The sequence below is a fragment of the Algoriphagus litoralis genome, from assembly GCF_003259255.1.
Taxonomy (GTDB): Bacteria; Bacteroidota; Bacteroidia; order Cytophagales; family Cyclobacteriaceae; genus Algoriphagus; species Algoriphagus litoralis.
The window spans coordinates 127787-152048 of record NZ_QGOL01000012.1 but is presented as its reverse complement, the minus strand read 5'-3'; the positions used below and the strand labels follow the sequence as shown (position 1 = coordinate 152048).

General features: G+C 43.0%; 24 protein-coding genes. 6 read left to right on the top strand and 18 right to left on the bottom strand.

What is annotated here, in order from left to right:
* Nucleotides 1-79: 79 nt before the first annotated feature.
* From DK188_RS15125 to bshC, 6 genes are all read right to left on the bottom strand, one after another.
* On the bottom strand, nucleotides 80-1012 hold the full coding sequence (locus DK188_RS15125; RefSeq protein WP_111671675.1) for a hypothetical protein: 933 nt from the start codon (nucleotides 1010-1012) through the stop codon (nucleotides 80-82).
* 18 nt (nucleotides 1013-1030) lie between these two features.
* Entirely contained in the window at nucleotides 1031-2683 is a 1653-nt protein-coding gene (locus tag DK188_RS15120; RefSeq protein ID WP_111671732.1) for a SusD/RagB family nutrient-binding outer membrane lipoprotein, read from the bottom strand.
* Nucleotides 2684-2701: 18 nt separating this feature from the next.
* Nucleotides 2702-5932, bottom strand: coding sequence for a SusC/RagA family TonB-linked outer membrane protein (locus DK188_RS15115; protein ID WP_111671674.1), 3231 nt, complete (start codon nucleotides 5930-5932; stop codon nucleotides 2702-2704).
* 445 nt (nucleotides 5933-6377) lie between these two features.
* The gene (locus tag DK188_RS15110) at nucleotides 6378-6878 is read right to left on the bottom strand and encodes a hypothetical protein (protein ID WP_111671673.1); all 501 of its coding nucleotides are present in this window, start codon (nucleotides 6876-6878) and stop codon (nucleotides 6378-6380) included.
* A 20-nt stretch (nucleotides 6879-6898) separates the two neighbouring features.
* Nucleotides 6899-7468: a 5-formyltetrahydrofolate cyclo-ligase gene (locus DK188_RS15105; protein WP_111671672.1), complete on the bottom strand. Its 570-nt coding sequence runs from the start codon at nucleotides 7466-7468 to the stop codon at nucleotides 6899-6901.
* 87 nt (nucleotides 7469-7555) lie between these two features.
* On the bottom strand, nucleotides 7556-9118 hold the full coding sequence (gene bshC / locus DK188_RS15100; protein ID WP_111671671.1) for a bacillithiol biosynthesis cysteine-adding enzyme BshC: 1563 nt from the start codon (nucleotides 9116-9118) through the stop codon (nucleotides 7556-7558).
* Nucleotides 9119-9311: 193 nt separating this feature from the next.
* Between bshC and DK188_RS15095 the strand changes: the two genes are divergently transcribed.
* The 4 genes from DK188_RS15095 to DK188_RS15080 all read left to right on the top strand — a co-directional run bounded on the left by DK188_RS15095 (nucleotide 9312) and on the right by DK188_RS15080 (nucleotide 12293).
* Nucleotides 9312-10553, top strand: coding sequence for a M16 family metallopeptidase (locus DK188_RS15095; protein ID WP_111671670.1), 1242 nt, complete (start codon nucleotides 9312-9314; stop codon nucleotides 10551-10553).
* Nucleotides 10550-11032 carry a 2-C-methyl-D-erythritol 2,4-cyclodiphosphate synthase gene (ispF, locus tag DK188_RS15090; protein WP_111671669.1) on the top strand — a complete coding sequence of 161 codons (483 nt, stop codon included), beginning with the start codon at nucleotides 10550-10552 and terminating at the stop codon, nucleotides 11030-11032. Before DK188_RS15095 ends, ispF begins: the two co-directional genes overlap by 4 nt.
* Nucleotides 11029-11718, top strand: coding sequence for a tRNA (5-methylaminomethyl-2-thiouridine)(34)-methyltransferase MnmD (gene mnmD / locus DK188_RS15085; RefSeq protein WP_111671668.1), 690 nt, complete (start codon nucleotides 11029-11031; stop codon nucleotides 11716-11718). The genes ispF and mnmD overlap by 4 nt, the downstream gene beginning before the upstream one ends.
* A 101-nt stretch (nucleotides 11719-11819) precedes the next feature.
* A complete protein-coding gene (locus DK188_RS15080) occupies nucleotides 11820-12293 on the top strand; it encodes a Clp protease ClpB (protein WP_111671667.1) in 474 nt (157 codons plus the stop codon).
* Nucleotides 12294-12310: 17 nt separating this feature from the next.
* Here DK188_RS15080 and DK188_RS15075 read toward each other — a convergent pair whose 3' ends face one another.
* From DK188_RS15075 to DK188_RS15050, 6 genes are all read right to left on the bottom strand, one after another.
* On the bottom strand, nucleotides 12311-12817 hold the full coding sequence (locus tag DK188_RS15075; RefSeq protein WP_111671666.1) for a hypothetical protein: 507 nt from the start codon (nucleotides 12815-12817) through the stop codon (nucleotides 12311-12313).
* Nucleotides 12818-12888: 71 nt separating this feature from the next.
* On the bottom strand, nucleotides 12889-13548 hold the full coding sequence (locus tag DK188_RS15070; protein ID WP_111671665.1) for a phosphatidylserine decarboxylase family protein: 660 nt from the start codon (nucleotides 13546-13548) through the stop codon (nucleotides 12889-12891).
* A 74-nt stretch (nucleotides 13549-13622) separates the two neighbouring features.
* Nucleotides 13623-14900, bottom strand: coding sequence for a Glu/Leu/Phe/Val family dehydrogenase (locus DK188_RS15065; protein WP_111671664.1), 1278 nt, complete (start codon nucleotides 14898-14900; stop codon nucleotides 13623-13625).
* A gap of 72 nt (nucleotides 14901-14972) precedes the next feature.
* On the bottom strand, nucleotides 14973-15812 hold the full coding sequence (locus DK188_RS15060) for a phosphatidate cytidylyltransferase (RefSeq protein WP_111671663.1): 840 nt from the start codon (nucleotides 15810-15812) through the stop codon (nucleotides 14973-14975).
* Complete coding sequence (locus DK188_RS15055) at nucleotides 15790-16002, bottom strand: putative signal transducing protein (protein ID WP_111671662.1); 213 nt, start codon at nucleotides 16000-16002, stop codon at nucleotides 15790-15792. The genes DK188_RS15060 and DK188_RS15055 overlap by 23 nt, the downstream gene beginning before the upstream one ends.
* On the bottom strand, nucleotides 15986-16930 hold the full coding sequence (locus DK188_RS15050; protein ID WP_111671661.1) for a CPBP family intramembrane glutamic endopeptidase: 945 nt from the start codon (nucleotides 16928-16930) through the stop codon (nucleotides 15986-15988). The genes DK188_RS15055 and DK188_RS15050 overlap by 17 nt, the downstream gene beginning before the upstream one ends.
* A 38-nt stretch (nucleotides 16931-16968) precedes the next feature.
* Here DK188_RS15050 and dusB point away from each other — a divergent pair, with 38 nt between their 5' ends.
* Both dusB and DK188_RS15040 read left to right on the top strand, forming a co-directional pair.
* Nucleotides 16969-17964: a tRNA dihydrouridine synthase DusB gene (gene dusB, locus DK188_RS15045; protein WP_111671660.1), complete on the top strand. Its 996-nt coding sequence runs from the start codon at nucleotides 16969-16971 to the stop codon at nucleotides 17962-17964.
* Nucleotides 17965-18065: 101 nt separating this feature from the next.
* Nucleotides 18066-18965, top strand: coding sequence for a DMT family transporter (locus DK188_RS15040; RefSeq protein WP_111671659.1), 900 nt, complete (start codon nucleotides 18066-18068; stop codon nucleotides 18963-18965).
* 42 nt (nucleotides 18966-19007) lie between these two features.
* On the opposite strand, the gene DK188_RS15035 is transcribed toward DK188_RS15040, so the two are convergent.
* The 6 genes from DK188_RS15035 to DK188_RS15010 all read right to left on the bottom strand — a co-directional run bounded on the left by DK188_RS15035 (nucleotide 19008) and on the right by DK188_RS15010 (nucleotide 24097).
* Nucleotides 19008-19907: a M23 family metallopeptidase gene (locus tag DK188_RS15035; protein WP_111671658.1), complete on the bottom strand. Its 900-nt coding sequence runs from the start codon at nucleotides 19905-19907 to the stop codon at nucleotides 19008-19010.
* A gap of 57 nt (nucleotides 19908-19964) precedes the next feature.
* Entirely contained in the window at nucleotides 19965-21041 is a 1077-nt protein-coding gene (locus DK188_RS15030; protein ID WP_111671657.1) for a DUF3810 domain-containing protein, read from the bottom strand.
* A 10-nt stretch (nucleotides 21042-21051) separates the two neighbouring features.
* Entirely contained in the window at nucleotides 21052-21633 is a 582-nt protein-coding gene (locus tag DK188_RS15025; protein WP_111671656.1) for a NifU family protein, read from the bottom strand.
* A gap of 72 nt (nucleotides 21634-21705) precedes the next feature.
* Nucleotides 21706-22449: a ThuA domain-containing protein gene (locus tag DK188_RS15020; protein ID WP_111671655.1), complete on the bottom strand. Its 744-nt coding sequence runs from the start codon at nucleotides 22447-22449 to the stop codon at nucleotides 21706-21708.
* A 137-nt stretch (nucleotides 22450-22586) separates the two neighbouring features.
* Nucleotides 22587-23336, bottom strand: a complete 750-nt coding sequence (locus DK188_RS15015; RefSeq protein ID WP_111671654.1) for a M15 family metallopeptidase — start codon at nucleotides 23334-23336, stop codon at nucleotides 22587-22589.
* Nucleotides 23336-24097 carry an SDR family NAD(P)-dependent oxidoreductase gene (locus tag DK188_RS15010; protein ID WP_111671653.1) on the bottom strand — a complete coding sequence of 254 codons (762 nt, stop codon included), beginning with the start codon at nucleotides 24095-24097 and terminating at the stop codon, nucleotides 23336-23338. Before DK188_RS15010 ends, DK188_RS15015 begins: the two co-directional genes overlap by 1 nt.
* Nucleotides 24098-24262 lie beyond the last annotated feature (165 nt).

The window sequence follows — 24262 nt, the reverse complement described above, 5'->3', positions numbered from 1 at the left end:
ATACCTTATCAGAAAAACATAATCCAAAAAAAAAGCAGCGCCTTTCGAGCGCTGCTTTTAATAAGTTAATTCAAATTCATTATTTCAATGCAGGCCATGGTTTGCCGGCATTTGATTTTACAGCCACAGTACCAAATTCACCGAATGTATTCACCCACTCGAAAGTAAGAACTTCCGGAGTTGAACTAATAACGGTCATTGAATAGCTGTCGCCATATTTATCAGTTCCTGACATAGTCAAGTTACCGCAGGCATCAGAAATTCTAACGTTGCCACTTCCCCATGTATCAGGATAGCAAGACTGCCAAGCACCAAAAGTACCATCAGATACTGTATATGATCCAGCCGTAGAAGCTACAGCAGTCCAAGTCGTAGAACCAGAGAACGTATCACCGCAGAAAGTCTCCAATGCATCGAAAGCATACGTACCAGCCAAATCTGATGGACAGATTACACTGACATTATACTGGAAAGGAGATGCATAGAAAGGAGCACCTGCTACGTTGGTAGTCACGTTGTTTGTCGAGAATGAACGACCTAATTTGTCATTCAATACTAATCGAAATTCAAACACATCCCCACCTTCGATATCAGCTGCGGTCAAGCCTACTGCAGCAATTGCTTCAGCAGCTGTCACCACAAAAGAGGTTCTAAGAAATCTTGATTGATCATTTGGTTGGAAGTCAGTAGACTGAAGAGTTTTCACCAGAACATCGTTAGCTGGAGTAAATTCAAGGCCTACGCCAGGAATCAATCTTCTATGACGAACTCTGATTTCAACGTTATCTACTGTAGCACCATCTTCCTTATCAACCGCTTCTAAAGTCAGAGCAAAATTTGATGCTCCAAGTTCAAAGAAGTTGAACGTCGTGCTTGTTCTTGCAATTGTTCTTAGGTAAGCACCGTTGTCGAAGCTAGAATATGGAATATTTGGTTCCACAGAATCTCTACAAGAGCTTAGAAAGACCAGCACAGTTGCCAATAAGCCGAAACTATATTTTAGCATTTTCATGTTTTTCTAATTTTTAGGTTAATAAATCCAAGGTGATGCAGGATTTGTATCCCAAAACACTTGTTGTGTAAGATCCGGCTTCTGAACTGCATTGGTATTGGTTACCATGTAGTTGTTTGGATACAAGAATGACCGAATGAATGGCCCTGGATCTGTTTCCAAAGCAGGCTGCATATTACCAGGCTTACCAGTTCTTCTGTACAGGTTGTACGATTCCATACCGTTACCGAACAATGACAACCAGTATTCTCTACCGATCAAGTCCATTCTAGCATCGTTTGAGGCAGCAGCATCATACTCAGCACCTACATAGGAAATGTAATTTTCCACTGATCTAGTAAATTCTTCTGTAGGGTTAAAACCATTGATAACAGAAGCTTCAGTAGTAGTCAAGGACCAAGAACGAACATAGTTCATGTGCTTCTGAATACCTGAAGTCAAGTATGCTTTAGGTGTTCCAGTTGTTCCAAGTGTCAATGCGGCTTCAGCAAGCATAAAGTCTACATAAGCAGCTAACATGATTGGGTGAATACCTGCACCTCTACCTCCCAACGCAGGGTTGTTTACCGGAGTGGCAGAATTGTTATCAAATCTACCAGCTGCTGGATAAACACCATAGGCAGTTCTTCTCAAACCATCTGGTGGAATACCATCTGGATCCAAGTGATCACGACCCCAATAACCTCTAGTACCTGGATTACAGTAAACAAATCCACCAATTAAGTATTGAGAAGGAGGTAACTGAGTAATACATTCTTGCTCAGCAGGATTAGTAGTATTAGTCAGTGTCTGACGATAGAAATAATATCTAGCTCTAGGATCATCGAAACCTTTCTCTTCAGTCATATGCCACATGTAGTAAGTAGACTGATAGTCACCACCACCAGAAGTATATTGACCTCCGAATTTAGGATGTCTTGAATCTGGATCAGCAGCTGTAGTTCCAAATTGGAATACAAAGTCATCTCCTACTTTCAGCATATTATCTTCAGCAATCAACGCATTAATACCTGCAGTAGATTCAGAAGTACTTACTAGTCTAGTATTGAGAAAATATCTCAATTTCAACGTGTTCACTAATCGAACCCACTTGGTATAATTTCTATTGTAGAAATAGTCATTTGGAGTTCCTGTAGAAGGATTTGCTGCAAAATGTCCAGCAGCTTCATTCAAAAGAGAGAGACCCTCAGCATAAATTGTTGCTCCGGAATCAGTCTTAGGATTGAAGTTAGAAGGATCTAGTGCTTCTGAATAAGGGACATCATTATAGGTGTCAACCAAATCAAAAAGAACCATCGCTTTGATTGTCTTAGCAATACCCAAATGACGCTGCAAATTTGCTTCTTCTGCCAAAGGCTCTAAGAATTGGATATCAGCTAGAAGGTTCGCGTATGCGTTGGACCAAGTTCCGTTAGTAGAAACTGTGGTGTAAGCAGACTCATACAATGCAGCTCCTTGGTTAATCTGACGAGTCAATCTGGCGCCACGGTCGGAAATTCCATACCATAGTGACTGGTAGTCCAATTGGATTCTGTTCAATAGAAAATCCGGAGACGCAGTTTGTGCGTTAACTGCATTTGGGTTTTCCAGCAGTTCATCCAATTTTTCATCACAGGAAGTGGCAAATACCAAAGAGGTAGCTACCGTCAATCCATATATAAATCTTTTCATTTTCATGTCTGTTTAGGGTTAGAAGGTAAGCGTTAACGTTCCACCCATTCTTCTTGAGCTTGGACCTGTTACAAAGTCAAATCCGAGACCATTTCCAACACCAGTACCCAACACATCCACGTCATAGTTCATGTTTGGAGGGAAATTAAGTGCTTGGAACCAAAGGTTAGTGCCACTAAGTGCAAAAGAAGCTCTCTTAAATGGAGTCTTAGCCATCAATGAGTTTGGAAGCTGATAAGACAAAGAAACCTCTCTCAATCGGATCATTGTTCCATCGAATACGTTTGGCTCATCTGTAGCTCCCTGATAACCGGAGAAGAAATAGTCAGATGCAGAGATCTGGTAATCATTTGGAATGTACTTTGGAGTACCGTCCGCATTTGTACCATCCTGTCTTACCCCTGGCATGATGAAGGTTAATTCTCTATCAGCCACTGGATCTTTGGTCACACCACGAGCTAGGGTAGCAGTCACAGTACTGGAATAAATCGCTCCTCTGTGTCTGTACTCAAGCATTACATTTAGGTTAAAGCCTTTGTAGCTAAATCCGTTGATCCATGATCCTGTCCAATCTGGGTTCGGATCACCAAGAATAACCAATTCATTTGAAGGCTTATGAACACCGTTGGAAAGGATGATTGGTTGTCCATCAGGAGCTCTATCAAAACCTACACCTTTGATTACGTTGAATGGTTGACCAGGAATAGCGAAGTTACCTAGGTCTGTGAAACCTGCGACAACTACTTCTTCCAATCCACCACCAAGTTCAAGAACTTCAGTTTCATAGGTTGACCAGTTTACAGTAGAAGTCCACTCAAATCCAGAAGGAGTAGAGATAGGAGTAACTGTAGCTTGGAATTCAGCACCACGAGTTCTGATTTTACCGATGTTGATTGCGGTAGTTGTAAAACCTGTAGATGGATCGATCGGCGATTGAGTGATCAAATCCTTTGTGTTTTTCTCATATAAAGAGAGATCAAATCTCAATTTGTTGTTGAACATGACAGCTTCAACACCGAATTCTAGTTCACCATGTAACTCGGGTCTCAAGTTAGGATTACCCAAGGTATTGGAAACGGAGTGAGTTTGAGTAGTTCCTCCACGGTCAAATGCTCTCGCAGACTGTGCAAGTACGTTTCTTGTGCTGTATGGGCTAGGATATCCAGCAGACGTACCATAACCCAATCTCAACTTCAAATCATTTAAAGTGGATGAGCTCCAATCAAATGCTGTAGTTGGAATGAAAGAAACTGATGCTCCTGGATAAAGGATGCTTCTATTCTCCTTTTCTACAGTTGAAGTCCAGTCATTTCTAGCAGACAAGTTCAAGAACAAATAGTCAGAATAATCGAGTGTAATGTTGGCATAAACACCATATCTTCTTTCTTCCTGCGTGTAAGTCATTGTACCACCAGAATACGCATCGTTACTTGAAGAAGTCTGGAAATTAGAGTGACGGAAAAGACCAAATGCCAACTGACCTTGAGAGGCTAGACCATTCTGAGAATAATTGTCATATCGTGAGTTTCCACCCAAAAGAGCACTCATGCTGAATTTTTCAGAGAACTCTTTCTTCCAATTCAAGATCAAATCCTGATTCCAAATGGTATTGGTAATATTGATCGTTCTGTAATATCCAGATTGAGTTGCCAAGTTTCCAGATGGTCCCCCTTTGTTATATCTCAATTCCTGAAGTTCAGTATAGGTATCAAGACCTAGTCTATACGTTACTGAGAAATCATCGTTGATGTCGTAATTCAAAGAAGTTGAATTGAAGAAACGCTGTACATCTGATGTATTCACATAGTTTCTAACCAACCAGTTTGGATTCACAATGTCATTTCCACCTCGATAGTATACAGAACTTTTATCTACTGGATTTTCCCATGGAAGGCCAGCCAAATCCACAGAACGTGGGGTAAATAAAACGTGTCCGAAAACAGAAGGAATAGCACTACCTGATCCAAAGGAGCCGTTAACCGGAGGAGTAAGGAGATCAGTGATCGCGAAAGTAAATGCAGAGTTTACAGAGAGTTTATCTGAAATAGCTGAATTGATACCCAATCCAAAGTTAAACTTCTCCAACTCATTACCTGGCAAATAACCTTCTTCATCTGTGTAACCAAAGCTAGCGTTAAAACCAGTTCTGTCAGAACCACCCGCGATTTGAACCGAAGTGTTGGAAATTAATCCCTGACGGAAGAAAATTTCAGATGGATCAGCATAGGCTTTATACTCATAACGTACCGGTGTACCACCTACAATACCATCTACCCAAAATTCTGGGAATGCATTTCTAATTGCCGCAACGGAAGATGTGGCATAAGGGTGAGCTACTGTTGTACCAAGGTCCATTCTACCACCAAAGTTGGAGAAGAAGAACCCGTTATCTTGCTGAAAACCATTACCGTAAATCTGACCATAAGTTGGCAAAGATGCCGCTTCGTTGGTAAATACAGATTGGTTGATCGTTACTTCAGCAGCCTTTCTCTTGGTCGCGCCAGATTTAGTAGTAATAAGGATTACCCCGTTTCTACCTTGGTCACCATAAAGAACAGTCGCAGAAAGGCCCTTCAATACAGACATGCTCTCGATGTTGTTTGGATCAATGTCCAAGAATCGGGAAGAAGTAGCTGTACCACCAGTAGTGAACCCATTCTGTGCGTTGGTAGAAGTGTTAAATGGCACACCATCTACTACGAACAACGGCTGGTTTGAACCAGTAGCCGAGGAATATCCACGGATAACCATGTTAGTTCCTGAACCAGACATACCATTGGTAGAGGTAATGTTTACCCCTGGTACCTTGCCCTGAAGGACTCGGGCTACGTCAGCCTCTGGACGGTTTTCCAGTTGGGCATTGTCCACTGAAGTTACAGCGTAACCCAGTGCCTTCTTTTCTCTTTCGATACCGATCGCCGTGACTACCACTTCGGATAGTTGCGACGCGTCAGTCGTCAGAGTGATGTTGACTACGGAACGATTGCCAATAGTCTCCTCTGCGGTCTTGAGACCCACAAAAGAGAAAATCAAAACATCAGATCCCGCCGGCACATTAATAGAGTAATTACCATCCAAATCGGTGGTCGTACCTACTGTTGTACCCTTGACGAGAACTGTTGCCCCTGGCAACCCTAATCCGTCTTCCTCGGAAATTACCGTACCGGTAATTACCCGTTGCTGCGCCGACACCTCAAAGCTGAGGGTCATGGTGAAAAGCGCAACAACATAGAGTAAAGCTTTTCTCATAAGGTGTTTAGTTTAGTTGATCCGTAAATAAAATTTATTATCCCGTAATTTCAAAAGCGGTTAAAAATTCATTTGAATGGAGAGAAAAGCACATAATTTGGCAGCGACCGAATATGTTAACATTTATTAACGGATTTGAAGGGATTTTTTAACATTGGCAAAACAATATTTTGAGAAAGTGCCAAAAAGATGAAAATCAAAAATTATTTTCAACTGCAAAAAAAAATTAAATAGGGTTGAAAAACTGTTTTTTTGTCCTTTTTAAGAATAAAAAGTATCCTTTTTTCTATTTTTTCTAATAATATTTTAAAACAAAACAATTTCCCGAATTCAAAAATTGAAATTTTCAATAAATCGAAATTTTGTGTTCATTTTTCTTAACGTTTTTCGGATTTTTTTACCAAAAACAAAAAAACCGGTTCATTTTTTAACCGGTTTTTCAATTTTAAAAGGAATATCTCAATGTGAAGGACGCTTCATCCCACCATAATTTTGTAAAATCAACAAAGTTGTACGCGGGCTTCCAATCTAGACTTAAATAGATATTCGTATTATAAAAATTATACTCTAAGCCAGCGATAAAATCAATTCCATAAGCCGTATAATCCTCTGTCCCTTTGTACACCCACGGTGGCTCAGCTTTGGGTTCTTTCCAAACCCCATAGTGAGCTCCACCACCCAGATACCATTCCATTCCTCGGAATTCCCTGATATCCATGTGTCGCTCATAAAGGAGGGCAGCGTTCCAGCCCTTCCATCGGTTGAATACCATTAACTCGACTGCAGAATGGTCCGTCACAAATCGTTTCACCGAACCGCCTAAGGAAGTACCAGCCCTTACTCCGACCAGTGTATTATAATATCCCTGTTGGGCTTGACTTGCAGAATTTATTGAAAATAGGCCCGCTAAAATTAAGCAAACCGGGAGTAAAAATGATTTTTTCAAGGGGTGATGGTTTTAATCGATTAAAAAGTAAAAACTTTTTTGGGAGTAATACAATAATTCAGCGGGATATCGTGTGCTTCTGGAGTGATGGATTCCTCTGGTTCGTAAAAACTCAGCCCGATTTTGACAACTTCTGGTTTTAATTTGCCCAAAAAAGAATCATAGAATCCTTTGCCAAATCCTACGCGATGACCCGATTTGTCGTAGGCCAATAGCGGAACAAAAACAACCTCAATTTTATTGGGAGAAACTTGAATTGATTCCTGAGGAACGGGAATGCCCCACTCATCGAGGAAAAATTCAGCTTCTGATGGTAATTTTAGCGTTTCCAATTCGGTATTGGCTTTATTCACCTGAGAGGTGTACAGGGTTTTTCCTTCCTTATCTAATGAATCTTTGATGTAAAATGTATTGACTTCATTGAATCGGTCGATCGGAAAAAAAAGATGAAAGTGTTGAAGTGGTCCCCTTTCACCTAGCCATTTTAAAAACTGCTCGTTGATTGCCTTTGAATTGGCATGTACTTCTTCCTGTTTCAGGTTTTTTCGCAGCTGCCTGTAAGCTGATCTTAGTTCCTGTTTGGTTTTCATATATTTCTATGGCATTGTCTAAAAGGCAAAAGCGATCCGCTGGATGAGGAGATTTCTTCAGTCTACTCTATTTGGCAAATCATCGGATCATGTGGTTTCCAGCACCATCATCTTGAAATCCAAAGGATCAAAGCAATCCAATAACTCATCTATTAATCCCGCATTCCCCAGATAAAACTGCATCATGTTCACCACACGCTCCTGGGGGCTGCCATTAGGAGCGGTGAATTCTAATACAGCCCTGGCCCGATTCAAGTCCACTGCCATCCTTCGTTCTTCCGCTTTTCTCAATTTGGCACTCATCTGATCAAGAATTTTGAGGCTGCGGACTTTCCCCGCCTCAAATGCTGCCTCAAGACTTTTCTCAAGACTCGAAGCTTCTTTGCCTTTGGCATCAAAAAGTTGAGAAAGTATTTCTTTTTGCTTTTGCATGCCAAAATCCACTTTTGCATGGTCTGAAACAAAAGCCTTTTTCCAATTTTCAAATTCTACAAACACATCAGTAGCCCCCCAACCCAACTGCCCCATCTTCTTCAAGACTGGTCCATTTAGAATCAAAGCAAAATTTCTTGGAAGTAAAACAGGAAATGGAACCTTAAACTGATCGAAAACTCCCTTCAGTTGCAACCAATAGACGACTTCTGCAGGGCCTCCCAAATATGCCAGATTGGGTAGAATCATTTCCTGATACAAGGGTCTGAGGACAACATTTGGACTGAATCTTTCCGGGTTAGAATTTACTAGGGCTTCAAGCTCTTCTGAAGAAAATCTGATCGAAGTATTGACAACCTGAAACTCTTCCCCAACTCTTTCAATACGCTCACGGAGCCCTTTGTCCAGATAGAAAAAGTTAATTTCTCGAGGGAAAATCTGGCTTTTGTAGCCCTTTTCTTCCAATTCTCTGGTCACTCGCTGCGCCTGGCTGAAAGGCGAATGGTCAAAAAGATCTGCCTGAATCACAGGAGTAAACAGTGACTTTAATGACGCATCATGACCATCTACCACTAGTAAACCCTCGGCTCCAAATAGTTCATTCACATATCTTCGGACAGCTTCTCCAAGCGTTTTACTATTTTGATAGGCCGATTGGAATACTTCAGGTGCAAAATGAACCTCCTTTAGAAAGGCTTTGAATGATTCATCCAAAATGAAATCTCCTACCGCACCAGTTTGATTTGAGTTCCACTGGTATTTTTTGCCATCCAACTTGAAATAGTTGATTTCATCAAAATCATGATCTTCAGTTGCCATCCAATAAACCGGCACAAAATGAAATTCCGGATACGCCGCTTTTAGCTTCTTGGCAAGGTTGATCGTTGAGACGATTTTATAGATAAAATAAAGTGGGCCAGTAAAGAGATTCAACTGATGCCCAGTAGTGACCGTAAAAGTCTTCTCGCTAAGTACCGATTGAATGTTCGTCACCACTGGTTCATCGAGCTCAATTCCACTATAGTGCCGATGCAAAACTTGATTCAAAATCGTCCGGTTTTCCGAAGGGAAATTTTTTGAGGCTAAAGCATCTTTAAAACTTTCTAGCCGGGGTAGGTGGGTATAAAATGGCTTAAGTGCCTCATTGCCGTTGATGTAGTCTAAAAAAAATCTTGAAAACTGTCCCGTCTGATCTAGATCTACGCAGTGTTTTTTCATCGGAATGGGTGAAGTATGTTTGGGAAGTCTAACTTAGCGCTTCGAACCAAAGTTCAGCTTTTTTTGTAAAAAAAAGGACATCTTACATCAATGGCAGGTATAAAAGGTAAAAAATAGGGAATGAAGCAATTTTGATCTCAGCCCAAAACAATTCCCTTAATTCTGATTTCTAAAGTAAGCCAACTCAAACAGCATGTTTTCCTACCAACGAATATTCCTTACCAACGGCCTAGAAGTGATCGTCCATGAAGATCATAGCAGTAAAATAGCCGTTTTCAATCTCCTTTATAAGGTGGGGTCGAGATTTGAGCAAGCTGGCAAAACTGGGCTGGCTCACTTTTTTGAGCATTTGATGTTTGGCAGTTCTGCAAATGTTCCGGTTTTTGACCGGGAATTGGAGCGGGTCGGAGGATCATGCAATGCCTTTACCAGTCCGGATATTACCAATTATTACATGACTTTGCCTGCGGCAAATATTGAAACTGCCTTCTGGTTGGAATCTGACCGGATGCTTCAATTGAGTCTGAATGAAAAGACCATTGAAACCCAACGCAAAGTGGTCATGGAAGAATACAAGCAACGCTACCTCAATCAGCCCTATGGTGATGTTTGGCATCACCTCCGAGACTTGGCTTATGAGCGGCATGCCTACAGATGGCCTACCATCGGACAGACCATAGAAGACATCATCGGATATACCAAAGATGATGTTTGGAATTTTTATCAAACTCACTATCATCCCGGCAATGCCATCTTGGTAGTGGCTGGTGATGTGACGCTCTCTCAAATTGAAAAACTTGCTGAAAAATGGTTTGGACCGATTCCTAGTCTGTCAAATCAGGCACAAAAACCGCAGCCCGAACCTCCACAATCCGCAAAAAAAATAAAGAAAATCCATGCCAAAGTCCCGACAGATGCACTTTATAAGGTATATAAAATGCCTGCTAAGGACCAACCTGGCTACCTGGAAGCCGATTTGATCAGTGATATCTTGGGAGCTGGAAAATCCTCTCTATTGGAACAGCGATTGGTGAAAAACGGAAAAATCTTTGCCTCTGTGGGAGGATATATCACCGGATCGGTTGACCCTGGACTTCTGGTATTCTCCGGAAAAATGGAAAAAGGAGTATCCTCGAAAATCGCGGAAGAGGCTCTGGATGAAATATTGGCTGAATTCTTACAAAAAGAAATATCTGACATGGAACTTCAGAAAATCAAGAATCAGGGAGAAGCCATGAAAACGTATGAGTCAATCCAGTTACTCAACCGGGCGATGAACTTGGCTTATTTTGCCCATCTTGGTAATCCTGAATTATATTGGGAGGAATTTGAGCAAAAGTCCAAAATAGAAGCAGCACAAATCAAAACTTGGGCAAATCGGATTCTTCAAGAAGATCAGGCATCTGTCCTCCATTACCAATCGATCAATTCATGACACCATTTAGAATAGGATTTGGGTACGATGTACATCAGCTCCAGCCTGGTTATGATTTTTGGCTAGGCGGCATCAAAGTAGAACATGATAAAGGAGCAGTGGGACACTCCGACGCCGATGTGCTGATCCATGTGATCTGTGATGCCTTACTCGGAGCTGCCAACATGCGAAACATCGGATACCATTTCTCCGACAAAGACCCCAAATTCAAAGGAATCGATAGCAAAATCTTGCTCAAAGAGGTCCTGAAAATGATCCGGGAAGCCGGCTATGAAATCGGAAATCTGGATTCTACGGTCTGTCTCCAGCTCCCTAAGTTAAACCCTCACATTCCCGCGATGAAGACTTGCCTGGCAGAGGTGATGAATGTAGCTGAAGAGGCCATTTCCATCAAAGCAACCACATCGGAATTTCTTGGATTCGTAGGTCGTCAGGAGGGTGTTTCTGCCTACTGCACCGCATTGATTTATAAACTATGAGTGAAAAGGTGAAAATCATCACAACCGAAGACGGCTCCCACTCCCTTTACCACGAGGGACTGCAGGAGACTTACCACAGTTTTCATGGCGCCTACCGGGAGTCCATACATGTGTTCATGATCTATGGGCTAGACTCCTGGCTGGCGAAAAATCCACGAAAATTTCCTATTAGGATATTCGAAGTAGGATTTGGTACAGGGCTGAATGCCTGGCTCACTTTGGTATGGGCGGAGCAAAATCAAGTGCCTGTTCTTTACCACAGTATTGAGCCCTTTCCTATCGAAAAAGAAGTCTACTCCCAGCTCAACTACATTGAGCATGACCATGGCATCTGGCATTTTCATAAATATTTCGAAGCATTGCACGAAGCCCCCTGGAATGAAGGGGGCCCAGTTTCTGAGTACTTCAATTTTAAAAAAGACCTCACCACGCTCGAAGAAGCCCAGCTTTATCCATCGGATGTAGTCTTTTTTGATGCTTTTGCGCCTAGTAAGCAACCTGAACTTTGGACCAAGCAATCCTTGGAAAAAGTAACTTCTGCCATGCGGCCAGGTGGTTTATTTACTACCTATTCGGCCAAAGGTCAATTGCGAAGGGATTTAAAGGAACTTGGACTGGAAGTAGAGATTCTTCCTGGACCTCCGGGAAAGAAAGAAATGACCCGTGGATGGAAAAAAAGTATCTAATAAAAACAGTGCTTCACTAGGTACAGGAACCAATTATTAACGAAACAGAATCTAAAAACGGAATAGGTTTTGCACTTTTTAATTTAACCAACTAAAAAACCATGCTCAATTTCATAGCTGCTCTCCTTTTTTCGCTGTTTCAAAGCCCCCAATTTGACGGTGCCAAGCTGGAACGAATGGTACAGGAGCGCGACCAACTTCACGCACAATGGCGATCGTCAGAAAGTAAAAAGTCAGGGATTTTTGGGAATCGGACCAAAAAAGACATGATCGAGACCAATGAATGGCTTGAGCGAATTGTCTCCAAGGACAATCAGATCATGGATGAGCTACGAATGATCGGGTCGATAGAGACTACGGTTATTTCTCAGGAAAAAGATGATTACAAATCCATAACCCTGAAACTTGAGCAGGATGTGCAAGCACTAAAACGAGCTGTGGCTGAAAGAGATAAGCAGATAGAAGAGAAACTAGGCGAAAGAAGAATCTTCGAATGGACTACCTTGATTTTCTTCTTGAGTACAGCCTTTTTGGGTTGGTGGGTTTATAGATCAAAAAAAGCCTCTGTCGGGTAAACAGAGGCTTTCATAAATTAATTTACTCGAACATATTCTTCCAGCGGAAATTGAAAGCAATCTTGTCCCTCCTTAAATGCAAAGCAGTTTGGTTGGAATTGAAACATCCTTCGATCAGAAGAAAAGGTCAAGACTCCCTCGGGCTTGATAAAAAAATCGATCACCCCTGGCCGTAATTCAGACTGAGGAACATAGAATGGAAATTCTCCATCTAACGGAGCAGAATGAAATAACCCATCAGAATAGTAATAGGTAAAGTTAGCCCCCTCTAACCTATACCAAGCCGTAGTAATCATACGATAGCCTAAAGTTGGGCCAGTTTCCATATCTCGAACGACAGTGGTAAGATCAAAAATACTGTCGTTTTTAAATTCCAGTACATCCACAAACCAGAGATCTAAAGAATCTACAAACTCCCTTTTTTCCCAAGTCCCAATTAATGGACTGAGGGGTTCATCATTTTCAGTACAGGAAATCAAGGTTGCAAAAACAACTACAAGGGCAAATGGATAGACCTTTTTCATGAGCGAAAAATTTTGGTTGAACACTACTCCTAGAACGAATCTGCTAGTCAAAACGATACAATCGCCTAAATTTATTTTAACCTAGCAATAGGTGTCCTTGCTGATTTGGTCACTTGATCTATAGTACAGAGAATCTCTGCATCCAAAGGCAAATAGACATCCACTCTGGATCCAAACTTAATAAAGCCAAATTCTCCACCCTGCTCCAGTTGAGAGCCTGGCTTTACATACCACTTGATCCTTCTGGCCAAAGCACCAGCTATTTGCCTCACCATAATTTTCACCCCGCTTTGGTCTTTGATCACCATGGAAGTTCGCTCATTTTCTGTACTCGACTTGGGATGCCAAGCGACCAAATACTTCCCTGGATGGTATTGAAAATACTCCACTTCCCCTTTTACAGGAGAACGATTGACGTGGACATTGACCGGAGACATGAATATGGAAATTTGCTTTCGCTTTTCTTTTAAATATTCCTCTTCAAATGCCTCTTCGATCACGACTACTTTTCCATCCGCAGGAGCAAAAACAAGCCCTTCTTCATTAGGTAAAGGGAAAATAGGGTTTCTGAAAAACTGCAAGATGATCAGGTATAAAACGACACTGACCAAAATAGACAGATTGATAAGCAGACGCTCCTCAGGCAGATAATAGTATAGCAAGTAATTGAGTGCTACCAGGATGATCATCATCCAAAACAGCAAAACTCTTCCTTCTCGATGTATAGTCATAGTGATTGAATTAAAAAGGCGTGGAAAACAAATTCCCCACGCCCCAAAGGTAAAACTTTTAACTAAAACGCGGCTTAGAATCCACCTCGGAAGGTATAGGTCTTAGCCACTTTGTCGATGGCTACGATATAGGCGGCGATTCGCATAGGGACGCTGTACTTAACAGAAGCCTCGTAAACATGCTCAAAGGCATCCTTCATGATTCGGTCTGACCGGCGATTGACACGGTCGGCAGTCCACTTGTATCCTAAGCGGTTTTGTACCCATTCGAAATAGGAAACTGTCACCCCACCCGCATTTGCCAAGATATCCGGGACAGCCATGATTCCTTTCTCGTTGAGGATCGCATCTGCTTTGGCAGAAGTTGGTCCATTTGCACCTTCTACAATAAGTTTTGCACGGATTTTTTCGGCATTTTTTGCAGTGATCACATCTTCCATTGCAGCAGGAACTAAGACATCCACCTCCAGCGTCAACAAATCTCCCGGGTCCTCCATTCGGTCACCGCCGGTGAATCCCTCAAGTGTGCCCATATGAGCATCTTTATGCTTGATTGCTTCTTGGATATTGATCCCCTTGTCGTTATAAAACGCGCCAGTATGGTCAGAAATTGCCACAATTTTCAATCCTCTTTCTTCCAAAAGCTGCGCTGCCCAACTTCCTACGTTACCAAATCCCTGTACCGCACATGTTGCCGAGAACGGATTGATTTTAAGCTTTTGCATAGCAGCAAGAGCAGTCACCATCACTCCTCGTCCAGTGGCTTCAGTTCTACCCAGAGAACCACCGAGAACCAAAGGCTTACCGGTAACCACCGCAGGTATGGTCATCCCATGGGCTTTAGAATATTCATCCATAAGCCATGCCATTTCTCTTGGCCCTGTCCCCATATCCGGTGCAGGAATGTCTTTGTCTGGACCGAATACATCGATCATTGCCATAGTGTAGGCTCTTACCAATCGCTCGATTTCTCCTTTGGACATTTCCCGTGGATTGCATCTTACTCCACCTTTACCTCCACCATAAGGTATGTCTACCACAGCACATTTCCAGGTCATCCAAGCTGCAAGCGCTCGAACTTCATCCAGATGAACATCCGGTGCGAAGCGGATTCCGCCTTTGGCCGGACCAAGAATATTGGAGTGAATCACACGAATCCCTTCAAATACTTGAATTTTACCACTGTCCATGGTAATCGGTAGTGAAACTATTACCTGCTTGGCAGGATTCTTCAACACGTTGTAAACTTCATCGGAAAGCCCGAGTTTCTCGGCAGCAATGTTGAATCTTTCCATCATTGACTCCAAAGGATTTTCTCTATCCTTAATTGGGGCCGGTTCAATGTAAGCCATATTGGGTTCTTAAAATAAATTAGTGAAATGCTGCACAAACTTAAGTAGTTTTTCAGACAGCCCGCCGAAGTATTAAAAGATTTTCAAAAAAGCGGTTATAAATGGGGCTGAAAGTAACAATCCGTCAAAACGATCCATAAATCCACCGTGTCCCGGCAATCCGTTACCGGAATCTTTGATCTCTATCGAACGCTTGAAAAGAGACTCAATCAGATCTCCATACGTCCCTGCTATAATAATAATACCTGCTATTACTAGCCATTTCCAATCAGCAATCACTTGAAAGTATTGAGAAAGGACAAATGCGACTGCGATCGCAGAAAAAGCTCCGCCCAGAAAACCCTCCCAGGATTTTTTTGGAGAAACCCGTTCAAAAAGCTTCGTTTTCCCAAACTTGGTCCCTGCGAAATATGCTCCTGTATCACTTGCCCATAAAATCAATAAGCTCCCGATCAAAATCTCAAAATGATACACTGCATCCACAGAAAAGACAGCCAAATTCAGCAGTGAAAAAGGTACCGCCACATAAAAAATCCCCAAATACGTAAAAGCAACGCCTGTGAAAGGTTTTTTATCGGTTTTCTTATACAGCTTGATGAAAAACGTCAAGGATACAATGGGAAAAATCAAATAAAGGTACTCATGTGGCAGTTGCTCTTTCTCGATCATAAAAGTCAATGTGAAAATCATCACGCCGAGAAAAGTCCCAAAACTTCTGAGTGGAAGCATCCCGTCCAACCCTGTGAGCTTGTAGAATTCCATCTGGGCAAAACCCAAAATAGTGGCGAAAACAATAAAGTAAGTCCAATCAGAATAGATCGAAGCAGATACAACCACCAAGGCCCCCACTGTAGCTGTGATAGCCCGCTGTCCTAGATTGCTGTAATTATTAATGTTGAAACGAGATCTCATTTTGAATCAATTGCAGGGCTGTCAAGGTTTGATCGTGGGGCACCATCACCTCATAGGTGCCGTATAGCTTGTATACCGTCTCTTTCTTGTTCATTACTATTGCTGAAATACCGTTTTCCTCCAAAACTCCCTTGACAATTTCAGCCCGGATTTGATTTTGATCTTCAAATACCCTAGTCCAACTCTCCATCTTTTGGTTGATTGATTTTTTTAAAGTAAAAGAATCCAACCATAAGAACCAAAAGTCCAAGCATCGCAGCAGGATAAGATACCGAATCAGAGGACTCAATATCAAAGTCAATCATACCCTGATTTGACATATAGATTACAATTACCGTGAGGGCATTATTGAAAATATGTGCCAAAATAGGATAGAGCAAACTTCCAGAATACAAGTACAGGTATCCAAACAAGGCTCCCAGAAAAACCCTTGGAAGAAATCCATAGAACTGGACATGAATTGCAGAAAAGATAATCGCCGTCAACCAAATCCCCCAATGTGCGGAATTAGTGTATTGCTTCATCTTGGGTTGAAGCATTCCTCTGAAAAACATTTCTTCGCCAACTCCAGCAAACACCCCAATCACCAATATGCCGGTCAATAATTCAGGAATACTCTGGAAATCTGTGAGAAACTTGGTCAAGTCCATCAATTGGGTTTCCATTTCTTTCATCCAATTCTCAATCCCAGACATCGATTCAGGCAGAGTGAGCTGGGCATTCCAATACACCAAAAGCCCATTGAACAGCATCGCGCCAAAGGTGATCCCCAAGGCTAAGATGAAGTTTTGGACATTGAATCTGGTCCGCTGAATCTCCCAGTGCAAGTCAGCTTTTTCTATGAATCGGGTGATGATCCAAGCTGCAACCCAAAACCCCAAACCGGATCCGATTCCCTGCACAAATAGCATCGCCATCCGCCCATTTGGCACATCATAGTTGCCGGTCATGAGGCTCATGATTTCTTCCAAGGTGATATTAAATAGCGTCGGCATCATGGCCAAGGCGATACCCTGAAGTAAAATAAGTGTACCAAAAGTGACTAAAACAATGACTATCAGGGACAATAGCCAATTCTTTCGTTTGGCTATTTCGGATTGGGTTTCGTATATCTCCATAATTTGGGGTAAATTTACGCCAAATTTAGAATAGAGAAGTGGTTAAGATTGGAAAGTTGGAGCTAGGGGAATTCCCACTATTGCTCGCCCCCATGGAAGATGTGAGTGATCCGCCCTTTCGGGCAGTGTGCAAGCAAAACGGGGCAGACCTTATGTATACGGAATTTATCAGCTCGGAAGGGTTGATCCGGGATGCGGCCAAAAGCATCCAAAAGCTGGATGTCTATGATTATGAGCGCCCTATCGGGATTCAGATTTTCGGCAACGAAATCGAATCCATGCGGGAGGCTGCCGCAATCGCAGAAGCTGCCGGTCCGGATATTTTGGACATCAACTATGGATGCCCGGTTCACAAAGTCGCCTGCAAAGGTGCCGGTGCGGGAATCCTATTGGATATAGATAAGATGGTGGCTATGACAGCAGAGATTGTCAAGCGAGTGAATATACCCGTGACTGTGAAGACAAGACTTGGCTGGAGTCACGACACCATCCGGATCGTGGAAGTGGCCGAACGTCTTCAGGACATCGGTATTCAGGCAATTTCGATCCATGCCCGTACCCGTCAGCAGATGTACAAGGGCGAGGCAGACTGGAGCTACTTGAATTTGGTAAAAGAAAACCCACGACTTCACATTCCTGTATTCGGAAACGGAGACATCGATTCACCTGAGAAAGCAGCGGAATACCGAGCCAAGTACAATGTCGATGGGATGATGATCGGACGAGCTTCGATCGGCTATCCTTGGATTTTCAATGAAATAAAGCATTACTTCGCCACGGGAGAAAAGCTTCTAGCGCCAAATCTGGACGAGCGGATCGCTGTCGCAAAAAAACACCTCGATTTTTCAGTGGAATGGAAAGGGGAAAAGCAGGGAATTCTGGAAATGCGACGCCACTACACAAACTATTTCCGGGGAATGCCGAATTTCAAAACCTTCCGGACTGAAATGGTGACAGCAGATACCTATGCTCAAGTAGCAGAGATCTTGGAGCAAGTCGCTGAACATTATGCCGATTACGAATTTCAACCCTAAAAATCACCAGACCTCAGAATTTTAATCGCTGAGGTCTTTTTTTTGATTTTTAATCTCATGGATTTGTTTCCTTTGCAGACGAATTTTTCCCTGATAAATTGATGAGTACTTCTCATTCGGAAAACAGCCTGAAAAACTGGGCTTTGCTAACCATTCTTACCTTAATTTGGGGAAGTTCATTCATCTTGATCAAGCGGGGACTTGAGGTGTTCAGCCCGGGAGAAGTGGGCGCATACCGCATGGTCGCAGCAGCGACACTTCTGCTTCCGCTATCGCTTCCCAGAATTAAAAACCTCAGCAAAACCCAGGTAAAGAACCTTTTGATTGCCGGGCTATTGGGAAGCTTCATTCCTGCATTTCTCTTCCCCATGGCTCAGACCCAGTTGAGCAGTTCCCTGACGGGGGTATTGAATGCCCTGACACCACTATTCGTGGTTTTGGTCGGTGCGATCTTTTTCAATACACGGATTACCCGGAGAAACGGGCTGGGGCTCGTGATCGCATTTATCGGTGTGATTATTCTGATTGCGTACAAAGAGGGAGGGAATTGGGGTGAATCACTTGCTGGAATCAATGCCTATGCGCTCTTTGTGATCGCAGCCTGTATTTGCTACAGTTTCAACCTCCACGTGATCAAGACTCGATTTACCCAGCTGAAATCCATAGAAATCTCGTCGATTTCCTTGTTGATGATTCTGCCTATGGCGCTAATCTATCTCTTTGCGGGTACAAATTTCTCCTACAAACTAGTGACTCACCCCCAGGCTTGGGAGGCTTTGGGCTATGTTACTATTCTGGGAATGGTTGGCACCGCTACAGCACTTGTGCTATTTAATATCATGGTAAAAAGCGCCAGTCCCTTTTTTGCCAGCTTGGTGACCTACACCATTCCGATCGTGGCCATCATGTGGGGAGTTTTGGATGGTGAAGTACTCCTCATCGGACACTACATCGGGATAGCTGGGGTGATTTTGGGGGTTTGGATCGGCAATCGGAAGTAATACAAGAAAGAAATCCCTCTAAATTAAGTCTTGAGTTACCGACTAATTTTCTGAGGTGTAGTTTTTCAACTCCTTCTTATTCAACTCTCGGGTGATGATTTCCTGAGGATGGACCACGGTGAAATCACTTAATTCTTTGATCTCGGTATTCCCTGCTTCAGTCGCAAAGACTACCGGGAAATAGCTGTATTTTAATTTATCCGCCCCTTCCTTTTCTGTCCGCTGATTGACCATTCGGACATGTGGTCCTTGCTCATAATTTTCTCCGGCAGATTCTGCCAAAACTTGGCCCGGAAGCACCAGATCTCCAACCTCAACCTTGGCTGATCCTGGCTTCAAAACCATCAATCTGGTGATTGTCCCGTCCTCATGATAGATTTCGATGTAGTTCTCTTCGGCGGAAAAACTCAGGCTTTCCTTATCCGTCGCATAGTCCATTTTCATCTCAGCGATCACGCCTTTCCGAGGTGCAACAATCTCTGTGGGCTTTTCAAAAATGAAAGAAATACCCACGTAAGAATTGTCCGACTTTTCTTTTTTGAGGGTATTGGAAATATTATTGTTCAAAATAGCTTTAACCTGGGTTCCCTCCGGTACAGGCATCAGATAAACCGGATCAATTTTCGTTTTGCCGTATACATTCCCTTTAGCAAAACTATAAGCATAGCGATAATTGGTTCCCTGCCCGGATAAAGTCGGCTTCAGCGTAGCCACTTTTGACCTGCCGGGTGATGCAATAGCAGTCACATTACCTCCACCAGGAGTGGTCATATTTTGTAGTTGGGAAAAATTCAAAATCACTGAATAAGGCACCTTGGTCGGGTTAACCGCATAAAAAACAACGTTTCGCTCCGAATCCTGCTCTGTTTCAATCGTGATTTGTGCCTGAAGACTTATACTCAGCGAAAAAAAGAAAATAGCTGTAATGACGATTTTTTGCATTTTGAAAATTACATTATTCGTCCTAAAACTAGGTTTATTCTTTTAAATTCAAAAAAATCAATCTTGCAAATTCATCCTTTTTCTCCAAGAAAAAGCCAACATCGGAAGCTGCTGATAGGAGTTAACCCCGGCTTTGACGCCCTGACTTTTTAGAAAAATATCATTTGATCTTCTGCTCAGCTCCAAGGAAAGCGGCTTGACCCGTTCACTTGCTTCACGGATAGCGTTCAGATCGTTCCTGATTCCGACTGACAGATTTTTTACCCATTCTTTGTACTCATCAGGAGCTATTCGATAGAAATCCCGCAATTGATACTGAAATAATCTCAAGTGACCGGAATAACGAAGCAGAGGATCATCCGAATTGGTGCAAATCACCCAAGCGATGAAATTGGCCTCACCTTCGTCGGTGACTCCGTAGCTGTGCGCCATTTCATGGGCTACCGTAAACGGCTGCTCGAGCGGGTGCAGAGAAGGGTCAATGTAGCTTTCACCTGTGAACGGAAAGTAGATACCCAAAATGCCCATTTTCCGCATAAATCCCGGCGGCGGGAATTGCTTAGTTCTGGGTTTTCCGGTGAAATTCAATCCCAAAATTTCTAGATTCTCGTTCATGTTTGCCCGTACGAGTTTTTCCAACTCGGGATACTCCATGATGGAATTGATGGCCAAGCTATCGGTTGATACTCGCCCACGGTACTGGTTGACGAGCCGCTTGGTGATTTCAATCTCAGACTTCAGCTGCTCCAAGTTGAGCGATTTAGGATTAAGCGAAAGCTGCTGGAAGATGGGCGTCCGCTGGTAGTTGAATCCCCAAAGGACTAAAAAGAAAAAAATCAGCGCTCCGAGCCCATTGGCCAAAGCCTGAAAGAAATAGACCACTTTGGATTTCCATCCTTGGCGGAGATAAAATCGGTAGGCAAAAAGCCCCAAAACAAATAAAACCGTGGCAACGAAAAGGTAAACACTGGGAAACGGAAGATTTCCCAGTGTCATATCAATCACATTTCTAATCCCGGGAAAGAACTTCCTGGAGTAGATCTCGTCGGTCGCTTCTGGGTTTTGAACTGCAAAATAGCGGATGATCAGCGCCAAAATACCGAGTATCGCCCACGACCAGTCCTTTTTCGCCATAAATTACTAATTATACTCCCTCTGCCACTACTTCCTTCACCTCAGGAAGCATACGAGTCAAAAGGTTTTGGATACCAGCTTTCAAAGTCACGGTGCTGCTTGGGCAACCAGAGCAGGAACCTTGCAGCTGTACTTTGACGATACCGTCGTGAAATGAATGAAAAACAATTGCGCCACCATCCTGCTCGACCGCGGGACGAATGTATTCGTCAAGGATTCCCTTGATTTTTTTGACCACCTCGGTGTCGTTTTCATCAAAAAGCGGATCTTTCTCAAAACTGGCTATCACTACCTTTTGTCCCGACTCCAGGTATTGCTTGATATGATCCCGAATGATGGTTTGAATTTCCGCCCATTCCACCTCATCTGATTTGGTGACTGTTACAAAATTGGACGCTATAAATACCCGCTGTACCGCGGCAAAATTGAAGAGTTCTTTGGCAAGTTGACTATTCTCAGCACTTGCTGCATCCGGATAATCAAAACTCACTCCCTCCTCTACCAACATGAAATTGGCGACAAACTTGAGCGAATTAGGATTGGGATTGGCCTCCATGTAGAGGTGAACGGGTCTGGCTTGAGCTTTTAGCATGGGAATTAAGTTATACTAAGGTCTAAACCAAAAAAGGCTCCGGAAGTTCCGAAGCCTTGACTTTTTGGTGGATTACTTTGGCAAATGTCCTTTGGCTGCGTACCAGATTCCTCCGTACAAATGCTTCAAAAAGTCCGGATCCTGAAATGCGGACTCCACGTGACCAAGTGCAGTATAGAACACTCTCCCTCCGTCATACTCATGATACCAAGCCATCGGGTGGCTTGCGCCCATTGCTTTGGCAGGCTCATAGGTAGTCTCATCAGCATTGATCAAGACTTTGATGGCAGGATTGATTTCTCTAAACTCATAAAGTTCGTCGGTCCATAGCCAGTTTTTGGGTAGATGCCAAGTAGCGGGATGATTTTGATCTACTACCTCCAGCCTCAAAGTCTGCTGCCGTGGATGTGCAAGGAAATAGGCTCCGATCAGTTTGTTATACCAAGGCCATTCGTATTCAGTATCCGTTGCGGAGTGGATTCCTACCACACCTTTTCCACTTTGTACAAATTTCTGAAAAGCAGCTTTCTGCGCATCATTGAAAATCGTACCGGTAGTACTCATTAATATAATGACATCATATTTGGCTAGATTTTCATCTGTGAAATGATTGGCATCTTCAGTAGTATAGACATTGAAAACATGAGTCTGACCCAATTTTTTCAATGCCGCCACTCCTTCGGGAATAGACTGGTGACGAAAACCTGCTGTTTTGGAAAATACAAGTGCTCGGATGGGTGGCTTTTGCTGTGCAAATGATGCTAGCGCAAAAGTGAATATCAGCGCAAAAGCAAGAATTGTGGGTTTGAGATTCATAGGTTAGGGGGTTATGGGTTATTGAGTTATTGGTTACAAAGTTTTTGGTCATTGAGTTTGATCATTGACCATGGTTTCGATCTTGATACTTGTGTCTTGATACTAAATACTAAAATCTTGATACTTAAATCCAGATACTACTTAATCAGCTCGAATTTCTCGCCAGCTTCTTTGCGTGAAAATGCATTGAAATGCCACCATTCGCTACCGATTCCTGTAAAACCTGCTCCGACCATCACTTTTCTGAGGATTTCACGGTTAGAAACATGTAACTGAGTGATTTTTCCCTCGGCAATCATCTGTTTTTCCCGATCAGGATAGGCAGGATAGCCAAAATAATCGTAAGTCGTACCCATATCCAAGGGAGCACCTGTTTCCAAATCGAAAATCGTCAAATCCACCGCCACACCATAATTATGCAGACCACCAATTTTGGGATCAGAAACATAAAGCGGCTTGATGCTATCCGGCTTATCCAGACTATCCCAAAGAATCTGCTGCACACTTAGCGGCCGCACTCCATCATAAACCAAGAGTGTCAAGTTGGGATATTCCTTTTTCAGGCTTTCCTGAGCTTTTTTAAGCATTTCGATAGCTTCAGGCTGGAGATAGCATCGATCTAAATCTCCATAAACATCTTTGCCAAAAAAGTTGTCAGTCGTAGAATATTTCAGCTCAATTTTGATGTCAGGAATTGAGACCTGCACATCAAGCAAACCCTGAGCGAAAAGCAATTTTTCCAACTCCGAAATAGAATCTCTTGAAACTAGGGATTCGACTTGAGCTACTATTTCCCGCTGCTGTGCAGAAAATACCTCCTGTTCACTTTTTTGCGCCGAAGTACATGCTAGGGCAAAGCCCAATAGGGCTAATCTAATTTTTCGCATTAGGACACGTTTTTCTTGACAACGGTAGCCGAAGCCTGAGCAGTAGGCAGCACGACAATGTCAGCTAACACCACATGCGCAGGACGATTCACCACAAACTCGACAATATCAGCGATATCCTGCGCATAGAGCGGCTCAAAGCCTTTGTAGACAGACTCGGCACGGCCTTCATCTCCTTTGAAGCGAACGAGGGAAAATTCCGTCTCCACCAGTCCGGGATGGATTCCGATCACTTTGATCCCAAAAGGATTCAAGTCGATTCGCATACCTTTGGTGATCGCATCCACGGCAAACTTAGATCCGCAATAGACATTGCCATTGGGATAGACTTCCTTACCTGCTATCGACCCGATATTGATAATCATACCCGAGTTTCGCTCGGTCATGCCGGGAATTATAGCTTTGGAGACGTAAAGTAGCCCTTTGACATTGATGTCCATCATCGCATCCCAATCGTCTAGACTTCCAGTCTGGATCGGGTCCATGCCGTGCGCATTTCCGGCATTGTTGATCAAAACATCGATGGCTGACCAGTCCGTTGGAAGATTCCCAAGAATTTCGCCGACTTTTTCGCGGTCGCGCACATCAAAAACCAATGGCAAAAAACGGACATCGGAAGCTAATTCCCTTTGTAACGCGTCCAATCTTTCTGCTCTGCGACCGGTTGCGATGATGTCGAAACCCATGTTGGCAAGGGTCAACGCACAAGCTTTTCCTATCCCGGAAGTGGCTCCGGTGATCAGTGCAATTTTAGTATTCATGGTTTAAAGTTATAAGGATCGTTGGAAAACTGTCACTCTGAGCGAAGTCGAAGAGTTGAAAAACTGGAAAATTACTCTAGCTCTGAGCAATTGGAGTTGAAGAGCTAGCAAATGAAAAGTGAAAAAACTAGAAAGAGGCGAGATGTGCTAGATGGACGATAGAAG

Bases quoted from the DNA above. Each gene is read 5' to 3' on its own strand.
- DK188_RS15125 (WP_111671675.1), bottom strand. From the start codon at position 1,012: ATGAAAATGCTAAAATATAGTTTCGGCTTATTGGCAACTGTGCTGGTC.
- DK188_RS15120 (WP_111671732.1), bottom strand. From the start codon at position 2,683: ATGAAAAGATTTATATATGGATTGACGGTAGCTACCTCTTTGGTATTT.
- DK188_RS15115 (WP_111671674.1), bottom strand. From the start codon at position 5,932: ATGAGAAAAGCTTTACTCTATGTTGTTGCGCTTTTCACCATGACCCTC.
- DK188_RS15105 (WP_111671672.1), bottom strand. From the start codon at position 7,468: ATGAAAACCAAACAGGAACTAAGATCAGCTTACAGGCAGCTGCGAAAA.
- bshC (WP_111671671.1), bottom strand. From the start codon at position 9,118: ATGAAAAAACACTGCGTAGATCTAGATCAGACGGGACAGTTTTCAAGA.
- DK188_RS15095 (WP_111671670.1), top strand. From the start codon at position 9,312: ATGTTTTCCTACCAACGAATATTCCTTACCAACGGCCTAGAAGTGATC.
- ispF (WP_111671669.1), top strand. From the start codon at position 10,550: ATGACACCATTTAGAATAGGATTTGGGTACGATGTACATCAGCTCCAG.
- mnmD (WP_111671668.1), top strand. From the start codon at position 11,029: ATGAGTGAAAAGGTGAAAATCATCACAACCGAAGACGGCTCCCACTCC.
- DK188_RS15080 (WP_111671667.1), top strand. From the start codon at position 11,820: ATGCTCAATTTCATAGCTGCTCTCCTTTTTTCGCTGTTTCAAAGCCCC.
- DK188_RS15075 (WP_111671666.1), bottom strand. From the start codon at position 12,817: ATGAAAAAGGTCTATCCATTTGCCCTTGTAGTTGTTTTTGCAACCTTG.
- DK188_RS15070 (WP_111671665.1), bottom strand. From the start codon at position 13,548: ATGACTATACATCGAGAAGGAAGAGTTTTGCTGTTTTGGATGATGATC.
- DK188_RS15065 (WP_111671664.1), bottom strand. From the start codon at position 14,900: ATGGCTTACATTGAACCGGCCCCAATTAAGGATAGAGAAAATCCTTTG.
- DK188_RS15060 (WP_111671663.1), bottom strand. From the start codon at position 15,812: ATGAGATCTCGTTTCAACATTAATAATTACAGCAATCTAGGACAGCGG.
- DK188_RS15055 (WP_111671662.1), bottom strand. From the start codon at position 16,002: ATGGAGAGTTGGACTAGGGTATTTGAAGATCAAAATCAAATCCGGGCT.
- DK188_RS15050 (WP_111671661.1), bottom strand. From the start codon at position 16,930: ATGGAGATATACGAAACCCAATCCGAAATAGCCAAACGAAAGAATTGG.
- DK188_RS15040 (WP_111671659.1), top strand. From the start codon at position 18,066: ATGAGTACTTCTCATTCGGAAAACAGCCTGAAAAACTGGGCTTTGCTA.
- DK188_RS15035 (WP_111671658.1), bottom strand. From the start codon at position 19,907: ATGCAAAAAATCGTCATTACAGCTATTTTCTTTTTTTCGCTGAGTATA.
- DK188_RS15030 (WP_111671657.1), bottom strand. From the start codon at position 21,041: ATGGCGAAAAAGGACTGGTCGTGGGCGATACTCGGTATTTTGGCGCTG.
- DK188_RS15025 (WP_111671656.1), bottom strand. From the start codon at position 21,633: ATGCTAAAAGCTCAAGCCAGACCCGTTCACCTCTACATGGAGGCCAAT.
- DK188_RS15020 (WP_111671655.1), bottom strand. From the start codon at position 22,449: ATGAATCTCAAACCCACAATTCTTGCTTTTGCGCTGATATTCACTTTT.
- DK188_RS15015 (WP_111671654.1), bottom strand. From the start codon at position 23,336: ATGCGAAAAATTAGATTAGCCCTATTGGGCTTTGCCCTAGCATGTACT.
- DK188_RS15010 (WP_111671653.1), bottom strand. From the start codon at position 24,097: ATGAATACTAAAATTGCACTGATCACCGGAGCCACTTCCGGGATAGGA.